The sequence below is a fragment of the Rhizobium sophoriradicis genome (assembly GCF_003939025.1).
Lineage (GTDB): Bacteria > Pseudomonadota > Alphaproteobacteria > Rhizobiales > Rhizobiaceae > Rhizobium > Rhizobium sophoriradicis.
The window spans coordinates 105,763-128,923 of record NZ_RQIH01000013.1; the positions used below are offsets into that span (position 1 = coordinate 105,763).

Consider the following 23,161-nt stretch of genomic DNA (forward strand, 5'->3'; position numbering starts at 1 on the left):
CCGCTTGAACGGACAAGAATTGGTTTCTTCTTCACCGCGCCACCCCCGCACGCCGAGCGACACCAATCACTTCGTCCTGACGTTCGAGAACAATCGGTTCGCCAGCGAGCTCTTCGGTCAATTCGACCAGAACCTCAAGCTGCTCGAGGAGCGGCTCAACATCGATGCGCGGGCGCGCGGCAATTCCGTCGTCATATCGGGCGATGTCGTGACCACCAACCAGGCACGGCGCACGCTCGATTATCTCTATGAAAAGCTTCAGAAAGGCGGCAGCGTGGAAAGATCCGACGTCGAGGGCGCAATCCGCATGGCGGTCGCCGCCGACGACCAGCTCAGCCTGCCGACGATGGAGCGCAAGGCCAAGCTGACGATGGCGCAGGTCTCCACCCGCAAGAAAACGATCATTGCCCGCACGCCGACCCAGGACGCCTATATCAGGGCACTGGAACGCTCCGAACTGGTCTTCGGCGTCGGCCCGGCCGGTACCGGCAAGACCTATCTCGCCGTCGCCCATGCCGCCCAGCTGCTGGAACGCGGCGCCGTCGAAAAGATCATCCTGTCGCGTCCGGCCGTCGAGGCCGGCGAGCGCCTCGGCTTCCTGCCGGGCGACATGAAGGAAAAGGTCGATCCCTATCTTCGTCCGCTCTATGATGCGCTCTACGACATGATCCCGGCCGACAAGGTCGACCGGGCGATCACCGCCGGCGTCATCGAGATCGCGCCGCTCGCCTTCATGCGCGGTCGCACGCTCGCCAATGCCGCGATCATCCTCGACGAAGCGCAGAACACCACATCGATGCAGATGAAGATGTTCCTGACGCGCCTCGGCGAGAATGCCCGGATGATCGTCACCGGCGACCCGAGCCAGATCGACCTGCCGCGCGGCGTCAAATCCGGCCTCGTCGAGGCCCTGCAACTGCTGAACGGCGTCGAGGGCATCTCGATCGTGCGCTTCAAGGATACCGACGTCGTGCGTCATCCGCTGGTCGGGCGCATCGTCAGAGCCTATGATTCCACCTATGCCGTCGAAGCCGAAGACGTCAGCCGGCCCGACTGATGGCCGAGCTCGACATCCAGATCAGCATCGAGAACATCGGCTGGCCCGAGGAGGAGACGCTGCTGGCTTTTTGCGGCCACGTGCTCGGGGCAGCGGCGATCTATCTCCGCGACAGCGAAAAGCAGCCCTTTCCGACGATGCCGCCCGAGGTGTCGCTGGTCTTTACCGACGACGCCTCGATCCAGGACATCAACGCCGAATGGCGCGGCAAGGACAAGGCGACCAACGTGCTGTCCTTCCCGGCCTTTCCGGTCAAGCCAGGCAAAATGCCCGGCCCGATGCTCGGCGACATCATCATCGCCCGGGAGACGGTGGAGCGGGAGGCCCATGAGCTCGAAAAAAGCTTCGACGACCACCTGACCCATCTTCTGGTGCACGGTTTCTTGCATCTTCTCGGCTACGACCATATGAATAGTACCGAAGCCGAAATTATGGAGGGGCTGGAGACTCGCATTTTGGCGCAGCTCGGCCTATCTGATCCTTACGAGGGTCAAGACCTTAAAATGGAACCATGAGCGACTTTACGACGAAGCCGGCGGCAGACGCCAAGGACTCTGAGCCATCCTCTTCTTCGGACGAGGCGGGCAGTAGTAGTCGGCCATCCGGCCGATCCCAATCCTTCTGGTCGCGCGCCGCGCGCATACTTCGCCCACAACAAGGTTCACGACTGCGCGAGGATCTCGCCGACGCGCTGATGACCGACGCGGCCGGCGACGACGCCTTTTCTCCCGACGAGCGGGCGATGCTGCACAATATCCTGCGCTTCCGCGAGGTGCGCGTTGCCGACGTGATGGTGCCGCGGGCCGACATCGAGGCGGTCGATCAGAACATCACCATCGGCGAGCTGATGATCCTGTTCGAGGAATCCGGCCGTTCGCGCATGCCGGTCTATGCCGATACACTCGACGATCCGCGCGGCATGGTGCATATCCGCGACCTGCTCTCCTATGTCGCCAAGCAGGCGCGCAACAAGCGCCGCGGCCCGACGAAACCTTCGGTCGCGGTGCCGGCGATCGAGGTTGCGCCTGAGAATATCCAGAAGCCGCCGCGTTCGGCCAAGTCGAATTTCGATCTTGCCCGCGTCGATCTGCAGAAGACGCTGGCCGAGGCCGGCATCATCCGCAAGATCCTGTTCGTACCGCCGTCGATGTTGGCCTCCGATCTGTTGCGCCGCATGCAGGTGAACCGCACGCAGATGGCCCTCGTCATCGACGAATATGGCGGCACCGACGGTCTCGCCTCGCATGAGGACATCGTCGAAATGGTGGTTGGCGACATCGACGACGAACATGATGACGAAGAGGTGATGTTCAAACGCGTCGCCGAAGACGTTTTCATCGCCGACGCCCGGGTCGAACTGGAAGAGATCGCCGAAGCGATCGGGCCGGATTTCGACATCAGCGAGCAGGTCGACGAGGTCGATACGCTGGGCGGGCTGATCTTCTCGGCACTCGGCCGCATTCCGGTGCGCGGCGAGGTCGTTCAGGCGCTGCCGAATTTCGAGTTTCACATCCTCGACGCCGATCCGCGCCGCATCAAACGGCTGCGCATCACCCGCAAGCGCCACGCGATCCGCCGCCGCGCCAAAGAGGCCGGCGACATCACGCCCGGCTCCGAGACCGGCGACGACCGGCCGGCCGAATCGACCGCCAACTAGTCCCTTGCTTGAACATGTCGTCAGGAACTGCCGCACAGTTCCTGACGACATGCATTAAAGCGTGTCGCGATCTTTCAGATTCGCTCCTTGCGCTTTAATTTGGCTCTTTGTTTTTGCGCATGTCGTTGCCGCAAAACCGCGGCACACTTTTGCGCGACATGCTCTAACAGGACAAAGCGCCGCTTTTTTGAAAGACTGCGGATCGGTTGATTCGCGGCTTGACGGGAGTGTGCATGGAGCGGCTTGCGGACAGGGTTATCCTCGTCTGGGGGTTCAAACAGTCGTTGCTGGCGATCGGCGCAGGGGCGTTCGCGGTGCTGGCGCTGCCGCCCTTCGGTTTTTTCACGGCGATGTTTCTCTCCTTCACGCTGCTCGTCTGGCTGATCGACGGGGCAGCGGCTTCGCCTGAAAGCGGCCTGATCGGCAGGCTGTGGCCAGCCTTTGCGGTCGGCTGGCTGTTCGGCTTCGGCTATTTCGTCGCCGGCCTCTGGTGGCTCGGCCATGCGCTGCTGGTCGATTCGGAGGAGTTCGCCTGGGCGCTGCCGCTCACCATCCTCGGTCTGCCGGCCTGTCTGGCGATCTTCTACGGGCTGGCTGTTGCGCTGGCCCGCATCTTCTGGTCCGACGGCATGGGGCGGATCGCCGCACTTGCGGCTGGCTTCGGGCTGATGGAATGGCTTCGCAGCGTCATCCTTACCGGGTTTCCCTGGAACGCCATCGGCTACGGCCTGATGCCGGTTCCGCTGATGATGCAGTCGGCGCACGTGATCGGGGCGATGGGCGTGACTGCCCTTGCCGTCTTCGTCTTTTCCGCGCCCGCCCTTGTCGGGACCCGGCAGGGCGCACGCACCGGCATTGCGCTTGCCGTCCTGCTGTTTGCCGCCCATCTCGGCTACGGCGCCTACGCTCTCTATCTGGCGCCGCGGCCGGCGCCGTTGCCCGAGGACAAGCGGCCGGTGGTGCGGCTGGTGCAGCCTGATATCGATCAGGCGGCGAAGATGGACAACGACGCCGATCGCAATGCGATCTTCGAGACGCATCTGAAGCTTTCGGCCGAGGCGCCCAGAAATGGCGGGCGCAAGCCCAATATCATCGTCTGGCCGGAAACCGCGATCCCCTTCATCCTGACCGACAACCAGGATGCGCTGACGCGGATCGCCGATACGCTCGACGATGACCAGATCCTGATCGCCGGCGCAGTGCGCGCCGAGGAAATGGGGCCGGGCACGCCGGTGCGCTACTATAATTCCATCTATGTGATCGACGGCCGCGGTCAGATCATCGCCGCCTCCGACAAGGTGCATCTGGTGCCCTTCGGCGAATATCTGCCCTTCGAAGACCTGCTCACCGAATTCGGAATCCAGAACGTCGTCGAGATACCGGGCGGGTTTTCGGCTGCCGCAAGCCGGCACCTGCTGGCGCTGCCCGGCGGCCTCAATCTTTATCCGCTGATCTGCTACGAGATCATTTTTCCGGGTGAAATGACCGGCGACATAAAAGACGCCAACGCCCTCCTCAACCTCACCAATGATGCCTGGTTCGGCATGACCCCTGGCCCCTACCAACATTTCCAGCAGGCGCGGGTGCGGGCGGTCGAGACCGGCCTGCCGCTGATTCGCGATGCCAATAGCGGTATTTCGGCGCTGGTGAACGCCCATGGAGAAATAATCGCCGGCCTCGATCTTGGAGAAACCGGCTTTATTGATGCAACTGTCGATAGCTTCGGTGAAGGGTTCGGAACCACATACCCCCACCAGACATACTTCTGGTTGACCGAGGCTCTGCTGATTTTGATTGCGCTGATTTCACGCGGAGGTTTTATTTTAGGGTTGAATTGACCAAAAACCCCTAAAATTGCATAGTGATGACAATCGGCGTTCTTAACGGATGTTGGAAGGTGGGTTCCCACCAACTGCAACGTGGCGTTTTGGGATGGATCAGGGGCATGCCGGTTAGAAACAGGTTGAAATTCGTAGCTAGGGCACGACCATGATTGAAAACAAAAAGAAGCCAAATCCGATCGACATCCATGTTGGCAGCCGCATTCGCCTTCGCCGAACGATGCTGGGCATGAGCCAGGAAAAGCTTGGCGAAAGCCTCGGCATCACCTTCCAGCAGATCCAGAAATATGAAAAGGGAACCAACCGCGTCGGCGCAAGCCGTCTGCAGAACATCTCGAGCATCTTGAATGTTCCGGTCTCCTTCTTCTTCGAGGATGCGCCCGGCGAACATTCCGGCGCCATCGGCGGCATGGCCGAAACCTCGAGCTCGAATTATGTCGTCGACTTCCTCTCCTCCTCCGAAGGCCTGCAGCTGAACCGCGCCTTCGTGAAGATTTCCGATCCCAAGGTTCGCCGCAAGGTCGTGGAACTGGTCAAGGCGCTCGCAGCCGAAGCCGACGCCGACTGATCACAGCTCCCTTCGCAGCATGGAGGCGGCCGAAAGGCCGCTTTTTTGCGTTTTTGGGGCAAAATTTGTCACTTTGCCGCAGATATAAAGATATATTTATGTCCTTCTGCGCTTGTCATCAGCGCACGAACTGAGTACCTACTAGCAGGCTTTTATTCTTTGAGGGGAATCCCGGAATGCGCGCGAATTATCTCTTTACCAGCGAATCTGTTGCCGAAGGTCACCCGGACAAAGTGTGTGACCGCATCTCCGACGAGATCGTCGATCTGGTCTACCGCGAAGCGGCCAAGACCGGCGTCAATCCGTGGGGCGTGCGCATTGCCTGCGAAACGCTGGCGACGACCAACCGCGTCGTCATCGCCGGCGAGGTCCGCCTGCCGCCGAGCCTGATGAAGAAGGACAAGGACGGTAACGACGTCATCAATCCGTCCAAGTTCAAGGCCGCCGCCCGCCGCGCGATCAAGGATATCGGCTACGAGCAGGACGGCTTCCACTGGAAGAAGGCAAAGATCGACGTGCTTCTGCACTCGCAATCGGCCGACATCGCCCAGGGCGTCGACAGCGCCGCCGACCAGCAGGGCGACGAGGGCGCCGGCGACCAGGGCATCATGTTCGGTTATGCCTGCCGCGAGACGCCGGACCTGATGCCGGCGCCAATCTATTATTCCCACAAGATCCTGCAGCTGCTGGCGGCCGCCCGCAAGAAGGGTGATGGCGAAGTCGCCAAGCTCGGCCCCGACGCCAAGAGCCAGGTGACCGTGCGCTATCTCGACGGCAAGCCGTCGGAAGCGACCTCGATCGTGCTTTCCACCCAGCATCTCGATGAGAGCTGGGATTCGAAGAAGGTCCGCGCCGTCGTCGAACCCTATATCCGCGAAGCGCTCGGCGAGTTGAAGATTGCCGATGATTGCAAGTGGTACATCAACCCGACCGGCAAGTTCGTCATCGGCGGCCCGGACGGCGACGCCGGTCTCACCGGCCGCAAGATCATCGTCGATACCTATGGCGGCGCCGCACCGCATGGCGGCGGCGCATTCTCCGGCAAGGACACGACCAAGGTCGACCGTTCGGCCGCTTATGCTGCCCGCTATCTCGCCAAGAACGTCGTGGCCGCCGGCCTTGCCGACCGCTGCACGATCCAGCTCTCCTACGCGATCGGCGTCGCCCAGCCGCTGTCGATCTATGTCGATCTGCACGGCACCGGCAAGGGCGTTTCCGAGGACCAGGTCGAAGCGGCGATCCGCGAGAATATGGACCTGTCGCCGTCGGGCATCCGCCGTCACCTCGACCTCAACAAGCCGATCTACGCCAAGACTTCCGCTTACGGCCATTTCGGCCGCAAGGCCGGCCGCGACGGCTCGTTCTCCTGGGAGCGCACCGACCTCGTCAAGGCGCTGAAGGAAGCCGTCAAGATCAAGGCTGCTGCATGACGGATATGGAACGCCGGGGCCGGGCGACCGAAGCCTTTTTCGGTCGCCGTAAGGGCAAGGCCCTGCGCGAACAGCAGGCTGAGACGTTAAACAGCCTGCTCCCGGCATTCCTCGTCGACCTCTCGGCGGCTCCTCCGGAGCCGCTGACATCCCTCTTTCCGGTTCCCGTCAAAACATTGCGGCTGGAAATCGGTTTCGGCGGCGGCGAGCATTTGATGCACCGCGCCTTGGAACGGCCTGCGACCGGCTTCATCGGCGTCGAACCCTTCGTCAATTCCATGCAGAAGCTGTTGTCGCGCATCGGCGAGACGGGCGCGCGCAACATCCGCGTCTATAACGACGATGCGACGCAGCTGCTCGACTGGCTGCCGGACGCGTCGCTCGACCAGATCGATCTGCTCTATCCCGACCCCTGGCCGAAGCGGAAGCACTGGAAACGCCGCTTCGTCTCGAAGACCAATCTCGACCGCTTCCATCGCGTGCTGAAGCCCGGCGGCCTGTTCTGCTTCGCCTCCGACATCGACACCTATGTGAACTGGACGCTGCTCAAATGCCGCGACCATAGCGGCTTCGACTGGCTCGCCGACAATGCAGCCGACTGGCTGACGCCTTACGAGGGTTGGCCGAGTACCCGCTACGAGGCCAAGGCGCGGCGCGAGGGCCGGTCTTCGGCCTATCTGACGTTTCGGAAAATTTGAGTTTCGACGGCAGCTAAAGGGTAATAGTGACGGGCGTGCCCTGCGGCCCCCTCATCCGACCCTTCGGGCCACCTTCTCCCCGCTGGGGAGAAGAAGGAGAATGCCGCTTCGGCATCTGCCCCATTTGAACGGAGTGCCTTTAACCAGACGGGTTCGTTTTAGGCAGTGTCGGCACAGCTTGCTCCCTCTTCTCCCCTCGGGGAGAAGGTGGCCCGAAGGGTCGGATGAGGGGGCCACAGGCACGACACCAACGACGATTGGCCTATCTGACGCAGTCTCCGCAGCGAAATCGAATACGCGATAGTGCGCTGCAAGAGCAGAACAACGCGTCAGGCACTATCTGACGGTCAGTGCAGGCTTACCGTCTTCAGTTCGTCCTCGGCAGCCTTGAAGAAGGTGCTGGAGCGGTTGTCTGTCAACAGGATCGGCGTGCCGTCGGCGCCGAAGAGCGCCCAGAGATCGACGTTCGGATCGATATCCGGCGCCTCGGGGAAACACTTGGCGACCTCTTCGGTGCGCATTTTTCTGATATAGGCGACCTCGCCGTTGCCGATGTGGGCAAGCTCGGATTTGGTCAAGTGAGACGTGGCTTCTTTCATCAACATTCCTGTTCCTCCGGAAGAAGGGACCAACGGTTCGACAAACCGTTGTGCTACTGTGAAACCGAAATGTTAATTTTCTTGACCATGCGCGCGGGTTCCGGCCGAATTAGATCGACGGAGAGCAGGCCGTTCTTCAGGCCGGCGCCGAGCACCTGCATGCCGTCGGCAAGAACGAAGGTGCGCTGGAACTGGCGGGCGGCGATGCCGCGATAGAGAAAGTCCCGCTCGCCATGTTCCACCTGGCGGCCGCGGATGACAAGCTGGTTCTCTTCGGTAGAAACGTCGAGTTCCTCCTCGCTGAAGCCGGCAACCGCAAGGGTGATGCGCAGACGTTCCGGCGCGCCGCTGTCAGCGGCGATGCGTTCGATATTGTAGGGCGGATATCCGTCGCTCGCCTTGGAAATGCGCTCCAGCGTCTTTTCCATGGCATCGAAGCCCAGAAGCAGCGGGCTGGCGAAAGGGGTAATGCGGCTCATCTCTTTTCAAGTCCTTGATGCAAGCGACCATCCCGGACCTCAAGCGCAGCATCCGGATGCCGCTAATATGGGGACAGGACCCCGGCGCTGCAAGGCACAGGCGGTCCATCGGCGACGCCTCCCGAATTTAAGTCGTCTCAAGCCTAAGATGACCGGCACCGGTCTCCTTGCTTGACAAAGCGGCTATCGCCTCGCATCAAAACATGCCCGTGGCGACATGTGCTGATTTGTGACGGGAAATGAAGAAGTGGTGCATGCCGCAGCAACGGGCATGGCAAGGACGGGACGATCGCATGGCAAGCGCAAGAAAAATCATCATCGACACGGATCCCGGCCAGGACGACGCGGCCGCCATCATGCTGGCCTTCGGCAGCCCCGACGAGCTGGAGGTGCTGGGGATCACCACCGTCGCCGGCAATGTGCCGCTAACCCTCACCAGCCGCAATGCGCGCATCGTCTGCGAGCTCTGCGGCCGGCCGGAGACGAAGGTTTTCGCCGGCGCCGATGCGCCGATCGCCCGCAAGCTGGTGACGGCGGAGCACGTGCACGGCAAGACCGGCCTCGACGGTCCCGAGCTCGCAGAGCCGACGATGGCGCTGCAGCCGGCCCATTCCGTCGACTTCATCATCGAGACGCTGCGCCGCGAGCCGGAAGGAACCGTGACGCTCTGCACGCTCGGGCCGCTCACCAATATCGGCATGGCCTTTCAGAAGGCGCCCGATATCATCCCGCGCATTCGCGAATTGGTGATGATGGGCGGCGGCTTCTTCGAGGGCGGCAACATCACGCCCGCGGCCGAGTTCAACATCTATGTCGATCCGGAAGCCGCCGACATCGTCTTCCGCTCCGGTATTTCGATCGTGATGATGCCGCTTGACGTGACGCACCAGTTGCTGACCCGCAAGGACCGGGTAAAGCGCATGGCCGAGATCGGCACGGCGCCGGCAAAGGCGATGGTCGAGATGCTGGAATTCTTCGAGCGCTTCGATATCGAGAAATACGGCTCCGACGGGGGGCCGCTGCACGACCCCACGGTTATCGCCTACCTCCTGAAGCCGGAGCTTTTCCAGGGCCGGGACTGCAATGTCGAAATCGAGGTGCAGTCCGAGCTTACCGTCGGCATGACCGTGGTCGACTGGTGGCATGTGACGGAGCGCAAGCGCAATGCGAAGGTGATGCGCCATGTCGATGCGGACGGCTTCTTCGATCTGCTGATCGAACGCTTCGCCCGCATCTGATTTTGTCTTCCTTCTCCAACAAAAGAGAAGGAAGCGATCTCAGGCGTCCTTCTCGTCGAAGACGGAGTTGGTTTCGGCTTCGGCCGGCTTCGGCCCGCCCTTGGCGACACCGACCATGGCCGGGCGCAGCACGCGCTCGCCGATGGTGAAGCCTGCCTGCACGACCTGGACGACCGTGTTGTTCGGCACCTCCGGGTTCGGCACCTCGAACATCGCCTGATGGAAATTGGGATCGAACTTCTGGCCGACGGGCTCGAGTTTGCGCACACCATGGCGCTCGAGCGCCGACAGCATGGCACGCTCGGTCATCTCCACACCCTCGATCAGCGTGGTCAGGCCGGCATCGGCCGTGGCCTTGGCCTCCGGAGAGATGGCATCCAGCGCCCGGCGCAGATTATCGGAGACGGCGAGCATGTCGCGGGCAAAACCGGCGACCGAATAGGACTTGGCGTCCTTGACCTCGCGCTCGGTGCGGCGGCGCAGATTGTCCATCTCGGCGGCAAGGCGCAGGTAGCGGTCGCGCAGTTCGCTGTTTTCGGCTTTCAGAAGCTCAAGCGGGTCTGGCTGGGCGGTCTCTTCCTGCACGATATCGTTCTCGACGTAGGCGGCAGCGTCGGCTGCGGAATCGGCCGCAGTTGCGTCAGGTCCGTTTTTCGTCGTTTCATCGATCATGACGGTCTCCGGTTGGTGTCTTCAGATGCGCCCGATATCGAGGTTTGACCGAAAAAAATCAAGTCTGCGTGACAAAGAAGCGAAAATTCCGCGGACTTGAGCGCTAATGCATGTCGCCCGGAAGTGTGCCGCGGTTCCGGGATAACGACATGCATCAAAACAAAGAGCTAAAGCGCGTCAAAGCGAATTGCGCGAAAGGCGGGAGACGAGCTGGGCGGTGTAATCCACCATCGGCACGATGCGGGAATAATTGAGCCGCGTCGGGCCGATGACGCCGACAGCGCCGACGATCCGATCGTCATCGTCACGATAGGGGGCGACGATCAGCGATGAGCCCGACAGCGAGAAGAGCTTGTTTTCCGAGCCGATGAAGATGCGCACGCCCGAGCCGCTCTCGGCCAGATTGAGGATCTCGATCAGGCTGTCCTTCTTTTCGAGATCGTCGAACAGCATGCGCAGCCGGTCGAGATCCTCGGCGCCACCGAGCCCTTCGAGCAGGTTGGCGCGGCCGCGAATGATCAGCTGGGCGGGCTTTCCTTCGTCCGGGCTGCCGGCCCAGACGGCGATGCCGCGCTCGACGAGATCGCGCGAGAGCGCATCGAGCTCGTGGCGGACATCGTCCTTCAACCGGCTCAATTGTTTGCGCAGCTCCGGCAGGGTCTGGCCGGACATGTGTGCATTGAGGAAATTTGCCGCCTCCGTCAGCTGCGAGGAGGTGACACCGGCCGGCAGCTCGATGATGCGGTTTTCCACCTGGTCGTGATCGCCGACAAGCACGGCGAGCGCCTTTGTCGGCTCCAGCCGGATGAACTCGACATGTTTCAGCACCGGATCGCTCTTCGAGGTGATGACGAGGCCGGCGCCGCGCGAAATGCCCGACAGCATGCGGCTCGCCTCATTCATCATCGATTCGACCGGATTGCCGCCGCTTTCGGCCCGCACCTGACGGTCGATATTTGCGCGCTCCTCGGCGGAGAGATCGCCGATTTGCATGAAGGCATCGACGAAGAAGCGCAGGCCGATCTGGGTCGGCAGCCGGCCGGCGCTGACATGCGGCGAATAGATCAGGCCGAGTTCTTCGAGATCGCTCATGACGTTGCGCACCGAGGCCGGCGACAGCGACATCGGCAGGAGGCGGGATAGATTGCGCGAGCCGAGTGGTTCACCGCTTTCCAGATACCCTTCGACGATGCGGCGAAAGATTTCCCGGGAGCGCTCGTCCAGCACGGCAACGGCATCTGAAACCGACGTCGACCTGATGCCCATGAAGCTCTCGAACCCACACTGATGATGCTTCCCGAAAATATAGTCAAACTCAGCCCCGTGGCAAAAGGGAATTTGCAAATGGGCGCCGCCAATCGTAGAAGCGGTCAGCAACTCCAGGAGATAAGAATGCGGCCTTCAGGCAGAAAAACCGACCAGATGCGCAAGGTCTCGTTCGAGCGCAACTTTTCCAAGCATGCGGAAGGCTCCTGCCTGGTGAAGTTCGGCGATACGCATGTGCTGTGTACCGCAAGCCTCGAGGAAAAGACGCCGCCGTGGCTGCGCAATACCGGCAAGGGCTGGGTGACGGCCGAATACGGCATGCTGCCGCGGGCGACTGGCGAACGCATGAAGCGCGAGGCGGCCGCCGGCAAGCAGGGTGGCCGCACCCAGGAAATCCAGCGGCTGATCGGCCGGTCCCTGCGCGCCGTCGTCGATCTGCAGGCGCTCGGCGAACGGCAGATCACCCTCGATTGCGATGTCATCCAGGCCGATGGCGGCACGCGGACCGCGTCGATCACCGGTGGCTGGATCGCGCTTTACGATTGCCTGAAGTGGATGGAAAGCCGCAACATGATCAAGGTTGACCGGGTCCTGAAGGATCATGTTGCCGCCATCTCCTGCGGCGTCTTCGCCAGCCAGGCGGTGATCGACCTCGACTACCTCGAGGATTCCTCGGCTGAGACCGATGCCAATTTCGTCATGACCGGCGCCGGCGGCATCGTCGAGATCCAGGGCACGGCCGAAGGCACGCCGTTTACCGAAGAGGAATTCACCTCGCTGATGGGTCTTGCCAAGAACGGCATCGGCGAACTCGTCGCCCTGCAGAAACAGGCGATTGCGGGATGAACCCCATGCTGGAAGGCATGCTGGAAACGGCGCTTTATGCGCGGGATCTCGATGCGGCCGAGGTCTTCTACGAAGACGTTCTCGGACTTGAAAAGATCACCCGTGCGGCCAACCGGCATGTCTTCTTCCGCTGCGGCCCCGGCGTGCTGCTGATCTTCAACCCCGAGGAAACGGTCAAGCCGCCGGCGCCCAATGCGCTGCAGGTGCCGCCGCACGGCACGAGCGGCCAGGGCCATGCCTGCTTCCGGGTCGCCGGCCGCAATATCGATGCGATGGCCGAACGGCTGAAAGCGGCAGGTGTGGCGATCGAATCCGAGGTGCATTGGCCGAATGGCGGCCGCTCGATCTATTTCCGCGATCCGGCCGGCAACAGCCTGGAATGCGCGGAGGCGAAAATCTGGGGCATCGAACAGGATATCTGAATGCGCAAGCTTGAAACGAAGACCATCGTTGTCGCCAGCCACAATGCCGGCAAGATCCGCGAGATCCAGGAACTGATCGGGCCGCTCGGCTTCACCGCAAAATCGGCAGCCGAGCTGAATTTCGTCGAGCCCGACGAAACCGGCACCAGCTTTGAGGAAAATGCGACGATCAAGGCGGTCGCCTCCGCCCATGCCGCCGGCATGCCGGCGCTGTCGGACGATTCCGGGCTGGTGGTCGATGCGCTCGGCGGCGATCCCGGCGTCTACACCGCCAATTGGGCGGAAAGAGCCGACGGCACCCGCGATTTCGACATGGCGATGGCGAAGGTGGAAAAGGCGCTGCAGGATGCCGGCGCCACGACGCCTGAACAGCGCACCGCGCGTTTTGTCAGCGTGCTCTGCCTCGCCTGGCCGGACGGGCATACCGAACTCTTCCGCGGCGAAGTGGAAGGCAATGTCGTCTGGCCGCCGCGCGGCACGCAGGGCTTCGGCTACGATCCGGTCTTCCAGCCGGAGGGTTACGGCGTTACCTTCGGTGAGATGAGCGGCGAGGAAAAACACGGCTGGAATATCGGCAAGCCGCAGGCGCTGTCGCACCGGGCGCGCGCCTTCAAACTCTTCGTCGAAACCTGCCTGGAGGCATAAGGTCACCACGTGGACAATTTCGATACGCCAGGCTCCCCGCGCGATGCAGCGCTGCTGCCCGATACCGGCGAGCCCGGCTTCGGCGTCTATGTCCATTGGCCCTTCTGCGCGGCGAAGTGTCCCTATTGCGACTTCAACAGCCATGTGCGCCACCAGCCGGTGGATCAGGAGCGCTTTGCCGCCGCCTTCCTGAAGGAGACGGCGGCGGTGCGGGCGATGAGCGGGCCGAAGACGGTGACGAGCATCTTCCTCGGCGGCGGCACGCCCTCGCTGATGCATCCGGAAACGGTTTCCGCCATTCTCGACGGCATTGCCCGGCACTGGCACGTGCCTGACGGTATCGAGATCACCATGGAGGCCAATCCATCAAGCGTCGAGGCCGAACGCTTCCGGGGCTACCGGGCAGCCGGCGTCAATCGCGTCTCGCTCGGCGTGCAGGCGCTTGATGATCGGGATCTGAAATTTCTCGGCCGGCTGCATGATGTCGCCGATGCGCTGAAGGCGATCCGGCTAGCGCGCGACATTTTTCCGCGCATGTCCTTCGACCTCATCTATGCCCGGCCGAACCAGACGGTCGAGGAATGGGAACGCGAGCTGAAAGAGGCAATATCCTATGCGGTCGACCATCTTTCGCTTTATCAGCTGACCATCGAGGAAGGCACGCCCTTCTACGGTCTGCACAAGGCGGGCAAGCTGATCGTGCCGGATGGCGAGCAATCGGCTGTGCTCTATGAGGCGACGCAGGAGATCACCGCGCGTGAGGGCATGCCCGCCTATGAGGTCTCCAACCACGCCAGGCCGGGTGCGGAAAGCCGGCACAATCTGACCTACTGGCGTTACGGCGATTATGCCGGCATCGGGCCGGGCGCGCACGGCCGGCTGACGCGCGGCCGCGAGAAGATCGCGACGGCGACCGAGCGCAAGCCGGAAGCCTGGCTCGACATGGTCGAGCAGGACGGCCACGGCATTCTCGATGAGGAGCGGCTGGGTTATGAGGAGCAGTCCGACGAATTGCTGCTGATGGGACTGCGGCTCCGGGAAGGTGTCGATCTCGCCCGCTGGCAGCAGCTTTCCGGCCGCGAGCTCGACCCGAAGCGCGAAGAATTCCTGCTTGAGCATAAATTCATCGAGCGGATCGGCAATTCACGGCTGCGCTGCACACCGGCCGGCATGCTGATCCTCGATTCCGTGGTCGCCGACCTCGCCTGTTGATATCGGACAACGGATTGTTTCCAGCGCGGCGATAACCTTACCGCCGCGCCGATATCATTTTCAGCCGTGGCCGCTGCATAATTCCTTAAATCGAAATCGATTTAAGGAATTATGCAGCAATTCAAATTGCTACAGCGTCCTTTGCGCGCCTGAAGAGACGCGCGGCGCTGTAGTAGCGCCCGCCTTGAACAGGCTGCCGGTCGGCGTCTTCAGGAACATCTCCAGCGGAATATGCTCCTGGTGCAGGAAGCCGGTCGCCGGCAACAGCCCGTCACGGACCATCTCGATGACGGCGACGACCGAAGCCGATGTCGTCCAGGCGATCGCCGTGCGGCGCGCGCCGGCAATCTCGATCGGATAATAGGCGCGCACGAATTCCTTGCGGCGCAGGCTGCCATTCTCCGTCCCCTCGGCGGCGACATGGACATAGACGACATCGTCTTCAACAGGCGGCTTTGCATTGGTCAGGATCTCGCCGGCGAGCTTGCGCTTGTCGCGCATCAACAGCTCATGGAAGAAGAAGTTCATCAGCTCCATATGGCCGGGGTAACGCATCGTCTTGTAGTCGAGATTGTCGATCTTACCGAGCATGGTGTCGCACATGGTGCCAAGCCCGCCCGAGGTGGTGAAGGCTTCGAGCTTGACGCCGCCGACATAGACCGTCTCATGCCATTCCATCGGCGAGACCAGCTTGCGCACACCGCCCTCGATGACCTCGCAATCGTTCAGATATTCGTTGACGACGCCCTCCGGCGACCAGTTGAAGGCATACCCGAGGAGGCCTGTGGGATGCTGCGGCAGGGCGCCCACACGCATGCGGATCGAGCGGCAGCGCTCGAAACCGTCGGCAAGGCTTGCCCCGACGATGCCGACGAACCCCGGCGCCAGGCCGCATTGCGGCGCCATCAGGCCGCGCGCTGTCTTCGACAGTTCGATGATGAAATTGGTGGTGGGAACGTCTTCGGTAAGATCGAAATAATGGATGCCGGCAAGATGGGCGGCGCGGGCCAGTTCGATGTTCAGATGGTAGGGAAGGCAGGAGAGCACCGCCTCGACGGTGGAGAGCAGTTCGCCGATCACCTCAGCGTCGGAAATATCGCCGGCGCGGCACTTGAAGGGCAAATCGCCCAGCGGCAATTGTGCATCGACGCCGATGACCTCGAAGCCGCCTTCATGCAACAGCGTCGCCGCCAGCCGTCCGACCTTGCCCAGGCCGAGAACGGCGATCCTTTTGAAACTCATGCATATCCTCCCACGCGCCCGCTTCAGCGCATTCATTTTGTCCGATGCGCGCCGCTTCAGATCGGACGGGCACGGAATGGCCGGAGGTATAGAATAAAAAGCTTATAAAGGAAAACGGCCGGAATCGCTTCCGGCCGCCGAATGTCCTGGAAAATCCACCAATTATTCGTTGATCAGCCGCTTCAGCAGCTCGATTTCGTGGGAAAGCTTGGTGTCTCCCGATATCAGCTCCTCGATCTTGCGCACGGCATGCAGCACGGTCGTGTGATCGCGCCCGCCGAAACGGCGGCCGATCTCGGGGAAGGAGCGCGGCGTCAGCGTTTTCGAAAGATACATGGCGATCTGGCGCGGCTTGACGATGACGCGGGTGCGGCGATTGGAGACCAGTTCCTGACGCGAGACATTGTAATGCCGGGCGACGATGCGCTGGATATCCTCGATGCGGACACGGCGCGGTTCGCCGGAGCCGACGAGATGAGCAAGCAGTTCGTCGACGCGCTCGATCGACAGGTTCGGCTCGAAGGAGCGGCGGAAGATCAGCTGGTTGAAGGCGCCTTCGAGTTCGCGGCCGCTGGCCGTGATGTTGCGGGCGACGTGCTGGAGCAGATCGGCCGGAATTTCGAGCGACGGATCCTCCTGGCGGGCAGCCGCAAGGCGCCGCTTGAGGATTTCGAGACGCATTTCGTAATCCGGCGCGTCGAGTTCGATCGCCACACCGCCCTGCAGGCGCGAGCGGACGCGGGGATCGAGCGATTCCAGCTCCCAAGGCGCGCGGTCGGCGGCGACGACGACCTGCTTGGCGCTGTCGAGCAGCATGTTGAGGAGATGGCAGAATTCATGCTGGATCATCTTGCCCTGCAGGAACTGCATGTCGTCGATGATCAAGAGGTCGATGTTGCGCAGCGAATCCTTCAGCGTCAGCGCGTCGTTGTCGCGGATTGCGGTGGCGAAGCGCCACATGAAATATTCCGCCGTCAGATAGACGACGCGCAGAGCCCGCGGGTTCTGCACCGCCGCATTGGCGATCGCCTGCAGCAGGTGGGTCTTGCCGAGCCCCACCGTCGAATGGACAAAGAGCGGATTGAAGCGCACGGCGCCGGAACCGGCTTCCGCGATCGTCTTGGCAGCTGCAAGCGCAACGCGGTTCGAGCTGCCTTCCACGAAGGTATCGAAGGTGAAACGGCTATCGAGCGGCGAACCGAAGAGCGGCGAACCCAGGCTTGCCGGCCTTGCGGCGGCAGCAGCCGAAACCGCCTGCTGCACGGCCTGGCTGGCCGGCTGGGCGCTTGCCGGGCGGCGCATCTGCGCGGGAGCGGCCGGCTCGGGCTGGACCGCCTCGTCGGCGCCCTTCATGCCGCTGCGCGTTGCCGTGCGCACCAGGATTTCGATCTTCAAGATTTCCGGATCTTCGGCCTGGAACAGACCGGTGATGAGATCGAGATAACGATTGTTGATCCACGACTTCAGGAAGGTCGTGGGAACCGAAAGGCGAACGACGCTCTTCGATACCGAATGCAGTTTCAACCTGGCAAACCAGCTGGCATAGACGTCAGGACCGACCTGGGCCTTCAAGCGCGCGCTGACGCGCTCAAACAATATGCTCTGCTTCATTTCCGCCTTTACTTCTCCCATTTCAAGGCGAATGGAGCCGAACGCCTGCGGTGCCGCATCCCCATTGTCGTGCCCGCCTGCCGTCATCGTATTCATCTGCATAGTGCCGCCTTTCAATTCCACCGGCCGGCCTCCGCTAAAACAGCCGCCCGAGCATTCCCCGCCTTTGACGGGCTAGCGGCATCCTCATGAAGCCGCTCGCCTGCCGGTTCACTCAAACACGGCACAGAACTCCGGTGCAGGGACCGCGTTCATGCGGTACCTTCATCGGCTTTCCATGCCAGGCTGGCGGTCAAACCTCGTTTTCGGCCGACCAGCCCGAACGCAATATTACTATCCCCTATCCCGCAGCCTCACGTTTAACGTGTGGTTGCCATAGGCACAAAACATCCCTGCCCCGTAACAGCCACGTTACGGCTCAAATCCGTCGAGTGCTTGAAAAAACGGAAGCGCAAGGCTCCGTAACAAATGGTACAAACCTATCGCCCTGCCGACGTGGCAGTTAAGACCGAGCCTCTGCAGGTGATGTCCGCGCCCTTTGTTGGAAGCCATTTAGGCAGGATCAAATGGCAAGATCAACGATGAATTTTACGCAAAATTAAGATGCGGCCATTGACTCCGCCCGCCCTTTTCGGGCGTCACACCACCGTCAAAAAAGAATCGCTTTTGAATCAAGGAGATTCCCCGTTCGGGCTATTTTGACACGCAATGAAAGAAAAAAAATAAAAATCTTCTTGACTCGCCCAGGGTCACCGGAGCGCAGGCCAGAGTCGCGCGGCGCCGAAGCATCCTATCGCAAGCCATTGTTTTTTATGAACTTTTCCTGTCATGGCGGTGACACGAAACAGTCGTGCGATTAACCATGAAGAGGCCAAACAGCGGAATCGAAAAAGCCCGGTAAAATTACCGGGCTAATCATAACGAGGAGGTCGTTAATGGAAGATTACGCGGTCGCGGAGACCGAAAGAGCCTTCACACGAGCGGCCAGGCGCGAGACCTTGCGGGATGCCGTGTTGGAGTGCAGCACGCCCTTGCTGGCAGCGCGGGCAAGCTCCGGCTGAGCGGCCAGGAAAGCGGCCTTCGCCTTGTCGGCGTCACCGGATGCGATAGCCTCTTCGACCTGGCGAACGAAAGTACGAACGCGCGAGCGACGAGCCTTATTGACGTCGGTACGGCGGGCGATCTTGCGGGTCGCTTTTTTCGCCGAAGTTGTATTGGCCATGGATGCCTCTCTCAAGAATTCGAACAAACTCCGCCATTACCGCGGGCCCTGCGGCCACCAAATCCAGCAATGCGGGAGCAATCGCGGAAAACCAGAGCGGCTTTCCGAACCGTGGGCGGGCATATAACCCTAAAGCCTGCCCACGTCAACGCGGATTTTCAAGCTTTCCAGCCGGAAGCGCCGAAAAGCATTCAACGGTGCTTAAAGGCAGGTTTGCGCTTCTCGACAAAGGCCGCCATGCCTTCTTTCTGATCATCGGTGGCAAAGAGACTGTGGAACAGGCGGCGCTCGAAGCGGAGCCCCTCCTCCAGCGTCGTTTCGAAGGCACGGTTGACCGCCTCCTTGGCCATCATCACCGAGGGCTGCGAAAGGGAGGCGATCTTTTCCGCCGCGGCAAGCGCCTCGTCGAGCAGACGCTCGGGCGCCACCACACGCGAAACGAGTCCCGATCGTTCGGCTTCCGCCGCATCCATCATCCGGCCGGTCAGGACAAGATCCATCGCCTTCGCCTTGCCGACGGCGCGCGTCAGCCGCTGCGAGCCGCCCATGCCGGGGATGACGCCGAGGGTGATTTCCGGCTGGCCGAATTTCGCCGTCTCCGAGGCGATGATGAAATCGCACATCATGGCGAGCTCGCAGCCGCCGCCGAGAGCAAAACCGCTGACGGCGGCGATGACAGGCTTGCGGGCCTTGGCGACGTCGTCCCAGCCGCTGATGAAATCACTCTTATAGATGTCGGCGAACTGGAGCGACTGCATTTCCTTGATGTCGGCGCCGGCGGCAAAGGCGCGTTCGGAGCCGGTGATGACGATGGCGCCGATCGCCTCGTCGGCATGGAAGGAGGCGTAGGCCGCCTTCAACTCCTTGAGGACGGTGGAGTTCAACGCATTCAGCGCCTGCGGGCGGTTCAGCGTGACGAGGCCGACATTGCCTCGGGTTTCGACGATCAGGGTCTCGTAAGCCATGCTGGTCTCCCGTTTTCTCTCATTTCTGGCAGGCGGCGCAATAGAAGGTGGAGCGACCCGCCTGGACGATACGGGCGACCGTACCGCCGCAGCCGGGCGTGCCGCAAGCCTGGCCTTCGCGATCATAGACGGAGAAGGAATGCTGGAAATAGCCGAGCGATCCATCCGTCTGGATATGGTCGCGCAGCGACGATCCGCCGGCGGCGATGGCATCGGCGATGACGTCGCGGATCGAGGCGACGAGCAGGCTGAGCTTTTCCTTCGGCTTGCCGCCCGGTGTCACCAGGGTGCCGGCGGCGCGGATGGGCGAAAGATGCGAACGCCATAGCGCTTCGCAGACATATATATTGCCGAGACCGGCAATATTCTTCTGGTCGAGCAACGCGCTCTTCAGGGGCTGCGCCTTGTCGCGGAAACGTTCGGCGAGATAGGTGGCGCCGAGCTCGTTTCCCGTCGGCTCCGGGCCGAGATCGCGGAAGAAGGGATGAGCAGCAAGATCGGCACGCCCGACAATATCCATAAAGCCGAAGCGGCGGGGATCGTTATAGACGACGCGGCGCGGGCCGCCGCCACCTTCGAGGTGGAAGATGACGTGATCGTGCTTCTCGTCTTTAGAGCGGGCATGGTGGAATTCGCCCGGCATCGCCGAGGCCGCATCCTCCTCGATCCGGAAGGAACCGGACATGCCGAGATGGGAAATCAGCGTATTGCCGTCGTCGAGATCGACCAGCAGATATTTGGCGCGGCGGCCAAGTCCGACGATGGTGCGGCCGGAAACCCTGTCCGCCAGGGCATCGGGAAAGGGGAAACGCAAATCCCTTCGGCGCAGCTCCAGCCTCGCGACGCGAGCCCCCTCCATTGCCGGCGCCAGGCCGCGCTTGACCGTTTCGACTTCTGGCAATTCCGGCATCTTAACCCATCTATATCGAACGTGTTTCAACCGAGGACGATGTGCGCTATAGCGCCAGTGAGCCGCGGAGAGCGCGGCCCAGTGATAACGTCGCGCGCGGTCTTTCGCTATGGCCGCCGTGCCCGAATCTTGAAGGAACGGAGCAGCCTGATGTCAGAAAGCCGCACTTCCGCCGATGGCGGCATGGAGACCTCCTACGGCTTTCGCGAAGTGCCCGGCGGCGAGAAGCAGGGCTTGGTCAACCAGGTGTTCCACAAGGTCGCCAAACGCTACGACATCATGAACGACGTCATGTCGATGGGCATGCACCGCGCCTGGAAGGATGCGATGATCGCCGCGCTCAATCCGCGCAAGGAACCGGGCTACAAGGTGCTCGACGTTGCCGGCGGCACCGGCGACATCGCCTTCCGCATCGTCGAGGCTTCGGGCCGGCAGGCGCATGCGACCGTGCTCGACATCAACGGCTCGATGCTCGGCGTCGGCGCCGAACGGGCGGAAAAGAAGAAGCTTTCCGGCAATCTGACCTTCGTCGAGGCGAATGCCGAAGAGCTGCCCTTCGAGCCTGCCAGCTTCGACGCCTATACGATCGCCTTCGGCATCCGCAACGTGCCGCGGATCGATATCGCGCTCTCTGAGGCCTATCGTGTGCTGAAGCGCGGCGGCCGGCTGCTGGTGCTGGAATTTTCCGAAGTCGACATGCCGCTGCTCGACAAGATCTATGACGCCTGGTCGTTCAACGCCATTCCGCAATTCGGCAAGGCGATCACCGGCGATGCCGAACCCTACCAGTATCTGGTGGAATCGATCCGCAAATTCCCGAACCAAGAGAATTTCGCGGCGATGATCCGCCAGGCCGGCTTTTCGCGCGTCAGCTACACCAATTATACCGGCGGCATCGCCGCACTGCATTCCGGCTGGAAGCTCTGAGGGAATGAGGGAAATAAAGACAAACCTCCCTCGGCGGAGCATTTCGGCATGAGCACTTTCGGAGCCTATTTCCGCCTTTGGCGCGTCGGCTGGGTGCTCGTGCGTGAGGGCGTCGTCTCGGCGCTTCCTTCCGAAGGCCTGCCGCCTTCGGTCGCGCTCGCCAAATCCGTCGTCACGATTTTCGAGCGAAGCAAGGCAAAGCATCAGAAGCGCAGCGACCGGTTGGCGCAGGCCGTCGAGCGGCTTGGTCCCTCCTATGTGAAGATCGGGCAGTTCCTGGCGACGCGGCCTGACGTGGTCGGCGTCGAATTCGCCAACGACCTGTCGCAGCTGCAGGACCGCATGGCCTTCTTTCCCTCGGCTGCCGCCAAGGCGAATATCGAAGGCTCGCTCGGGCGGCCGATCGGCGAACTCTATGCGAGCTTCGGCGAGCCGATCGCCGCCGCCTCGATCGCACAGGTGCACCCGGCCGAAGTGGAGACACCGCAAGGCCGAAAGAAGGTCGCCGTCAAGATCGTGCGACCCGGCGTGCGCCAGCGTTTTGCGCACGACATCGAGGCCATGTACCTCGTCGCCCATATGCAGGAGCGTTTCATGCCGTCGAGCCGGCGGTTGCGGCCGGTCGAGGTGACGAAGACGCTCGAACAGACGACGAAGGTGGAGATGGATCTTCGCCTGGAGGCGGCAGCGCTTTCGGAGATTGCCGAAAACACCGACAGCGATCCCGGCTTCCGCGTACCGAAGGTCGACTGGGAGCGCACGGGCCGCGACGTCATCACCATGGAGTGGATCGACGGCACGAGAATGTCTGACGTCGAGGGGCTGCGCGCGGCCGGCCACGATCTCAACCTGCTCGCCGACACGCTGATCCAGTCGTTCCTGCGCCATACGCTGCGCGACGGCTTCTTCCATGCCGACATGCACCCGGGCAATCTCTTCGTCGATGCCGGTGGCATGATCGTCGCCGTCGACATGGGCATTGTCGGGCGGCTCGGCAAGAAGGAGCGGCGGTTCCTCGCCGAAATCCTCTACGGCTTCATCACCCGTGATTACGTCCGCGTCGCCGAGGTGCATTTCGAGGCCGGCTATGTGCCCGGCCACCACAATGTCGAGAGCTTCGCCCAGGCAATCCGGGCGATCGGCGAGCCGATCCATGGACAGCCGGCCGAGACGATCTCGATGGGCAAGCTGCTGACGCTGCTGTTCGAAGTGACCGAACTCTTCGACATGGCGACACGGCCGGAACTGGTGATGCTGCAGAAGACCATGGTCGTCGTCGAAGGGGTGTCGCGCATGCTCAACCCGCGTTTCAACATGTGGAAGGCCTCCGAACCTGTCGTAGGCGACTGGATTCGCACCAATCTCGGGCCGAAGCGGATCGCGACTGATCTCAAGGACGGGCTGAAGGCGGCGGTCAAGCTTGCCGAGGCCGTGCCGGAAATTGCGGCGAAGACCGAAAAATTCCACCATCAGCTCCTGCATATGAGCGAGCACGGCCTGCGCTTCGACGAGGAGACAGCCGAGGCGATCGGCAAGGCGGAAGCACGGCACAACCGCTCGGCCAGGATCGCGCTGTGGGTCATCGCATTGACGCTTCTCTATATTGCCTGGATGCTGAGCTGACCGCCTCCCGATAACATGCTGTGTTCGGCAT

At 61.9% G+C, this 23,161-nt stretch carries 23 protein-coding genes; 14 read left to right on the forward strand and 9 right to left on the reverse strand.

Translation table 11 applies throughout. The annotated features are described in order from the left end of the window. Nucleotides 1-4: 4 nt before the first annotated feature. The 7 genes from EFR00_RS21995 (at nt 5) to trmB (ending at nt 7,251) form a co-directional block, all read left to right on the forward strand. The gene (locus EFR00_RS21995) at nt 5-1,057 is read left to right on the forward strand and encodes a PhoH family protein (protein WP_038686477.1); all 1,053 of its coding nucleotides are present in this window, start codon (nt 5-7) and stop codon (nt 1,055-1,057) included. Next, nucleotides 1,057-1,572, forward strand: a complete 516-nt coding sequence (gene ybeY / locus EFR00_RS22000) for an rRNA maturation RNase YbeY (RefSeq protein WP_038686475.1) — start codon at nt 1,057-1,059, stop codon at nt 1,570-1,572. The genes EFR00_RS21995 and ybeY overlap by 1 nt, the downstream gene beginning before the upstream one ends. Next, entirely contained in the window at nt 1,569-2,714 is a 1,146-nt protein-coding gene (locus tag EFR00_RS22005; protein ID WP_039617524.1) for a hemolysin family protein, read from the forward strand. The genes ybeY and EFR00_RS22005 overlap by 4 nt, the downstream gene beginning before the upstream one ends. Before the next feature lie 233 nt (nt 2,715-2,947). After that, a complete protein-coding gene (lnt, locus tag EFR00_RS22010; RefSeq protein WP_077991217.1) occupies nt 2,948-4,552 on the forward strand; it encodes an apolipoprotein N-acyltransferase in 1,605 nt (534 codons plus the stop codon). Nucleotides 4,553-4,703: 151 nt separating this feature from the next. After that, complete coding sequence (locus EFR00_RS22015; RefSeq protein WP_038686469.1) at nt 4,704-5,123, forward strand: helix-turn-helix domain-containing protein; 420 nt, start codon at nt 4,704-4,706, stop codon at nt 5,121-5,123. A 176-nt stretch (nt 5,124-5,299) separates the two neighbouring features. Further along, nucleotides 5,300-6,553, forward strand: coding sequence for a methionine adenosyltransferase (gene metK / locus EFR00_RS22020; RefSeq protein ID WP_038686468.1), 1,254 nt, complete (start codon nt 5,300-5,302; stop codon nt 6,551-6,553). Next, a complete protein-coding gene (gene trmB, locus EFR00_RS22025; protein ID WP_009991540.1) occupies nt 6,550-7,251 on the forward strand; it encodes a tRNA (guanine(46)-N(7))-methyltransferase TrmB in 702 nt (233 codons plus the stop codon). Before metK ends, trmB begins: the two co-directional genes overlap by 4 nt. 347 nt (nt 7,252-7,598) lie before the next feature. Here trmB and EFR00_RS22030 read toward each other — a convergent pair whose 3' ends face one another. Together EFR00_RS22030 and EFR00_RS22035 are read right to left on the reverse strand one after the other, a co-directional pair. Next, a complete protein-coding gene (locus tag EFR00_RS22030) occupies nt 7,599-7,856 on the reverse strand; it encodes a BQ00720 family protein (protein ID WP_008524631.1) in 258 nt (85 codons plus the stop codon). A gap of 47 nt (nt 7,857-7,903) precedes the next feature. After that, the gene (locus EFR00_RS22035) at nt 7,904-8,329 is read right to left on the reverse strand and encodes an Hsp20 family protein (RefSeq protein ID WP_009995207.1); all 426 of its coding nucleotides are present in this window, start codon (nt 8,327-8,329) and stop codon (nt 7,904-7,906) included. A 293-nt stretch (nt 8,330-8,622) separates the two neighbouring features. Between EFR00_RS22035 and EFR00_RS22040 the strand changes: the two genes are divergently transcribed. Continuing rightward, entirely contained in the window at nt 8,623-9,567 is a 945-nt protein-coding gene (locus EFR00_RS22040) for a nucleoside hydrolase (RefSeq protein ID WP_009995205.1), read from the forward strand. Nucleotides 9,568-9,606: 39 nt separating this feature from the next. Here EFR00_RS22040 and grpE read toward each other — a convergent pair whose 3' ends face one another. Beyond that, nucleotides 9,607-10,239, reverse strand: a complete 633-nt coding sequence (grpE, locus tag EFR00_RS22045) for a nucleotide exchange factor GrpE (RefSeq protein ID WP_077991219.1) — start codon at nt 10,237-10,239, stop codon at nt 9,607-9,609. Between the two features lie 177 nt (nt 10,240-10,416). Further along, a complete protein-coding gene (gene hrcA / locus EFR00_RS22050) occupies nt 10,417-11,505 on the reverse strand; it encodes a heat-inducible transcriptional repressor HrcA (protein WP_039617515.1) in 1,089 nt (362 codons plus the stop codon). A gap of 126 nt (nt 11,506-11,631) precedes the next feature. Here hrcA and rph point away from each other — a divergent pair, with 126 nt between their 5' ends. The 4 genes from rph to hemW are packed head-to-tail and all read left to right on the forward strand — an operon-like array spanning nt 11,632 to nt 14,630. After that, the gene (gene rph, locus EFR00_RS22055; protein WP_038686459.1) at nt 11,632-12,351 is read left to right on the forward strand and encodes a ribonuclease PH; all 720 of its coding nucleotides are present in this window, start codon (nt 11,632-11,634) and stop codon (nt 12,349-12,351) included. Beyond that, nucleotides 12,348-12,773 (forward strand): VOC family protein, encoded by a 426-nt coding sequence (locus tag EFR00_RS22060; RefSeq protein WP_039617511.1) that lies wholly within the window; start codon nt 12,348-12,350, stop codon nt 12,771-12,773. The genes rph and EFR00_RS22060 overlap by 4 nt, the downstream gene beginning before the upstream one ends. Further along, nucleotides 12,774-13,418 (forward strand): RdgB/HAM1 family non-canonical purine NTP pyrophosphatase, encoded by a 645-nt coding sequence (gene rdgB, locus EFR00_RS22065; RefSeq protein WP_009988396.1) that lies wholly within the window; start codon nt 12,774-12,776, stop codon nt 13,416-13,418. 9 nt (nt 13,419-13,427) lie between these two features. Beyond that, the gene (gene hemW / locus EFR00_RS22070; RefSeq protein ID WP_077991220.1) at nt 13,428-14,630 is read left to right on the forward strand and encodes a radical SAM family heme chaperone HemW; all 1,203 of its coding nucleotides are present in this window, start codon (nt 13,428-13,430) and stop codon (nt 14,628-14,630) included. Nucleotides 14,631-14,759: 129 nt separating this feature from the next. On the opposite strand, the gene EFR00_RS22075 is transcribed toward hemW, so the two are convergent. From EFR00_RS22075 to mutM, 5 genes are all read right to left on the reverse strand, one after another. Then, nucleotides 14,760-15,872, reverse strand: a complete 1,113-nt coding sequence (locus tag EFR00_RS22075; RefSeq protein WP_077991222.1) for a saccharopine dehydrogenase family protein — start codon at nt 15,870-15,872, stop codon at nt 14,760-14,762. A 162-nt stretch (nt 15,873-16,034) separates the two neighbouring features. Then, nucleotides 16,035-17,585 (reverse strand): chromosomal replication initiator protein DnaA, encoded by a 1,551-nt coding sequence (gene dnaA, locus EFR00_RS22080; protein ID WP_038686450.1) that lies wholly within the window; start codon nt 17,583-17,585, stop codon nt 16,035-16,037. Between the two features lie 841 nt (nt 17,586-18,426). Continuing rightward, the gene (gene rpsT, locus EFR00_RS22085) at nt 18,427-18,705 is read right to left on the reverse strand and encodes a 30S ribosomal protein S20 (RefSeq protein ID WP_008524652.1); all 279 of its coding nucleotides are present in this window, start codon (nt 18,703-18,705) and stop codon (nt 18,427-18,429) included. Nucleotides 18,706-18,896: 191 nt separating this feature from the next. Next, nucleotides 18,897-19,670, reverse strand: coding sequence for an enoyl-CoA hydratase (locus tag EFR00_RS22090; protein ID WP_039617502.1), 774 nt, complete (start codon nt 19,668-19,670; stop codon nt 18,897-18,899). 19 nt (nt 19,671-19,689) lie between these two features. Next, nucleotides 19,690-20,580: a bifunctional DNA-formamidopyrimidine glycosylase/DNA-(apurinic or apyrimidinic site) lyase gene (gene mutM, locus EFR00_RS22095; protein WP_077991223.1), complete on the reverse strand. Its 891-nt coding sequence runs from the start codon at nt 20,578-20,580 to the stop codon at nt 19,690-19,692. Nucleotides 20,581-20,730: 150 nt separating this feature from the next. Between mutM and ubiE the strand changes: the two genes are divergently transcribed. Together ubiE and ubiB are read left to right on the forward strand one after the other, a co-directional pair. Then, complete coding sequence (gene ubiE, locus EFR00_RS22100) at nt 20,731-21,507, forward strand: bifunctional demethylmenaquinone methyltransferase/2-methoxy-6-polyprenyl-1,4-benzoquinol methylase UbiE (RefSeq protein ID WP_077991224.1); 777 nt, start codon at nt 20,731-20,733, stop codon at nt 21,505-21,507. A 48-nt stretch (nt 21,508-21,555) separates the two neighbouring features. Then, nucleotides 21,556-23,130 (forward strand): 2-polyprenylphenol 6-hydroxylase, encoded by a 1,575-nt coding sequence (gene ubiB / locus EFR00_RS22105; protein WP_077991225.1) that lies wholly within the window; start codon nt 21,556-21,558, stop codon nt 23,128-23,130. Nucleotides 23,131-23,161: the final 31 nt, after the last annotated feature.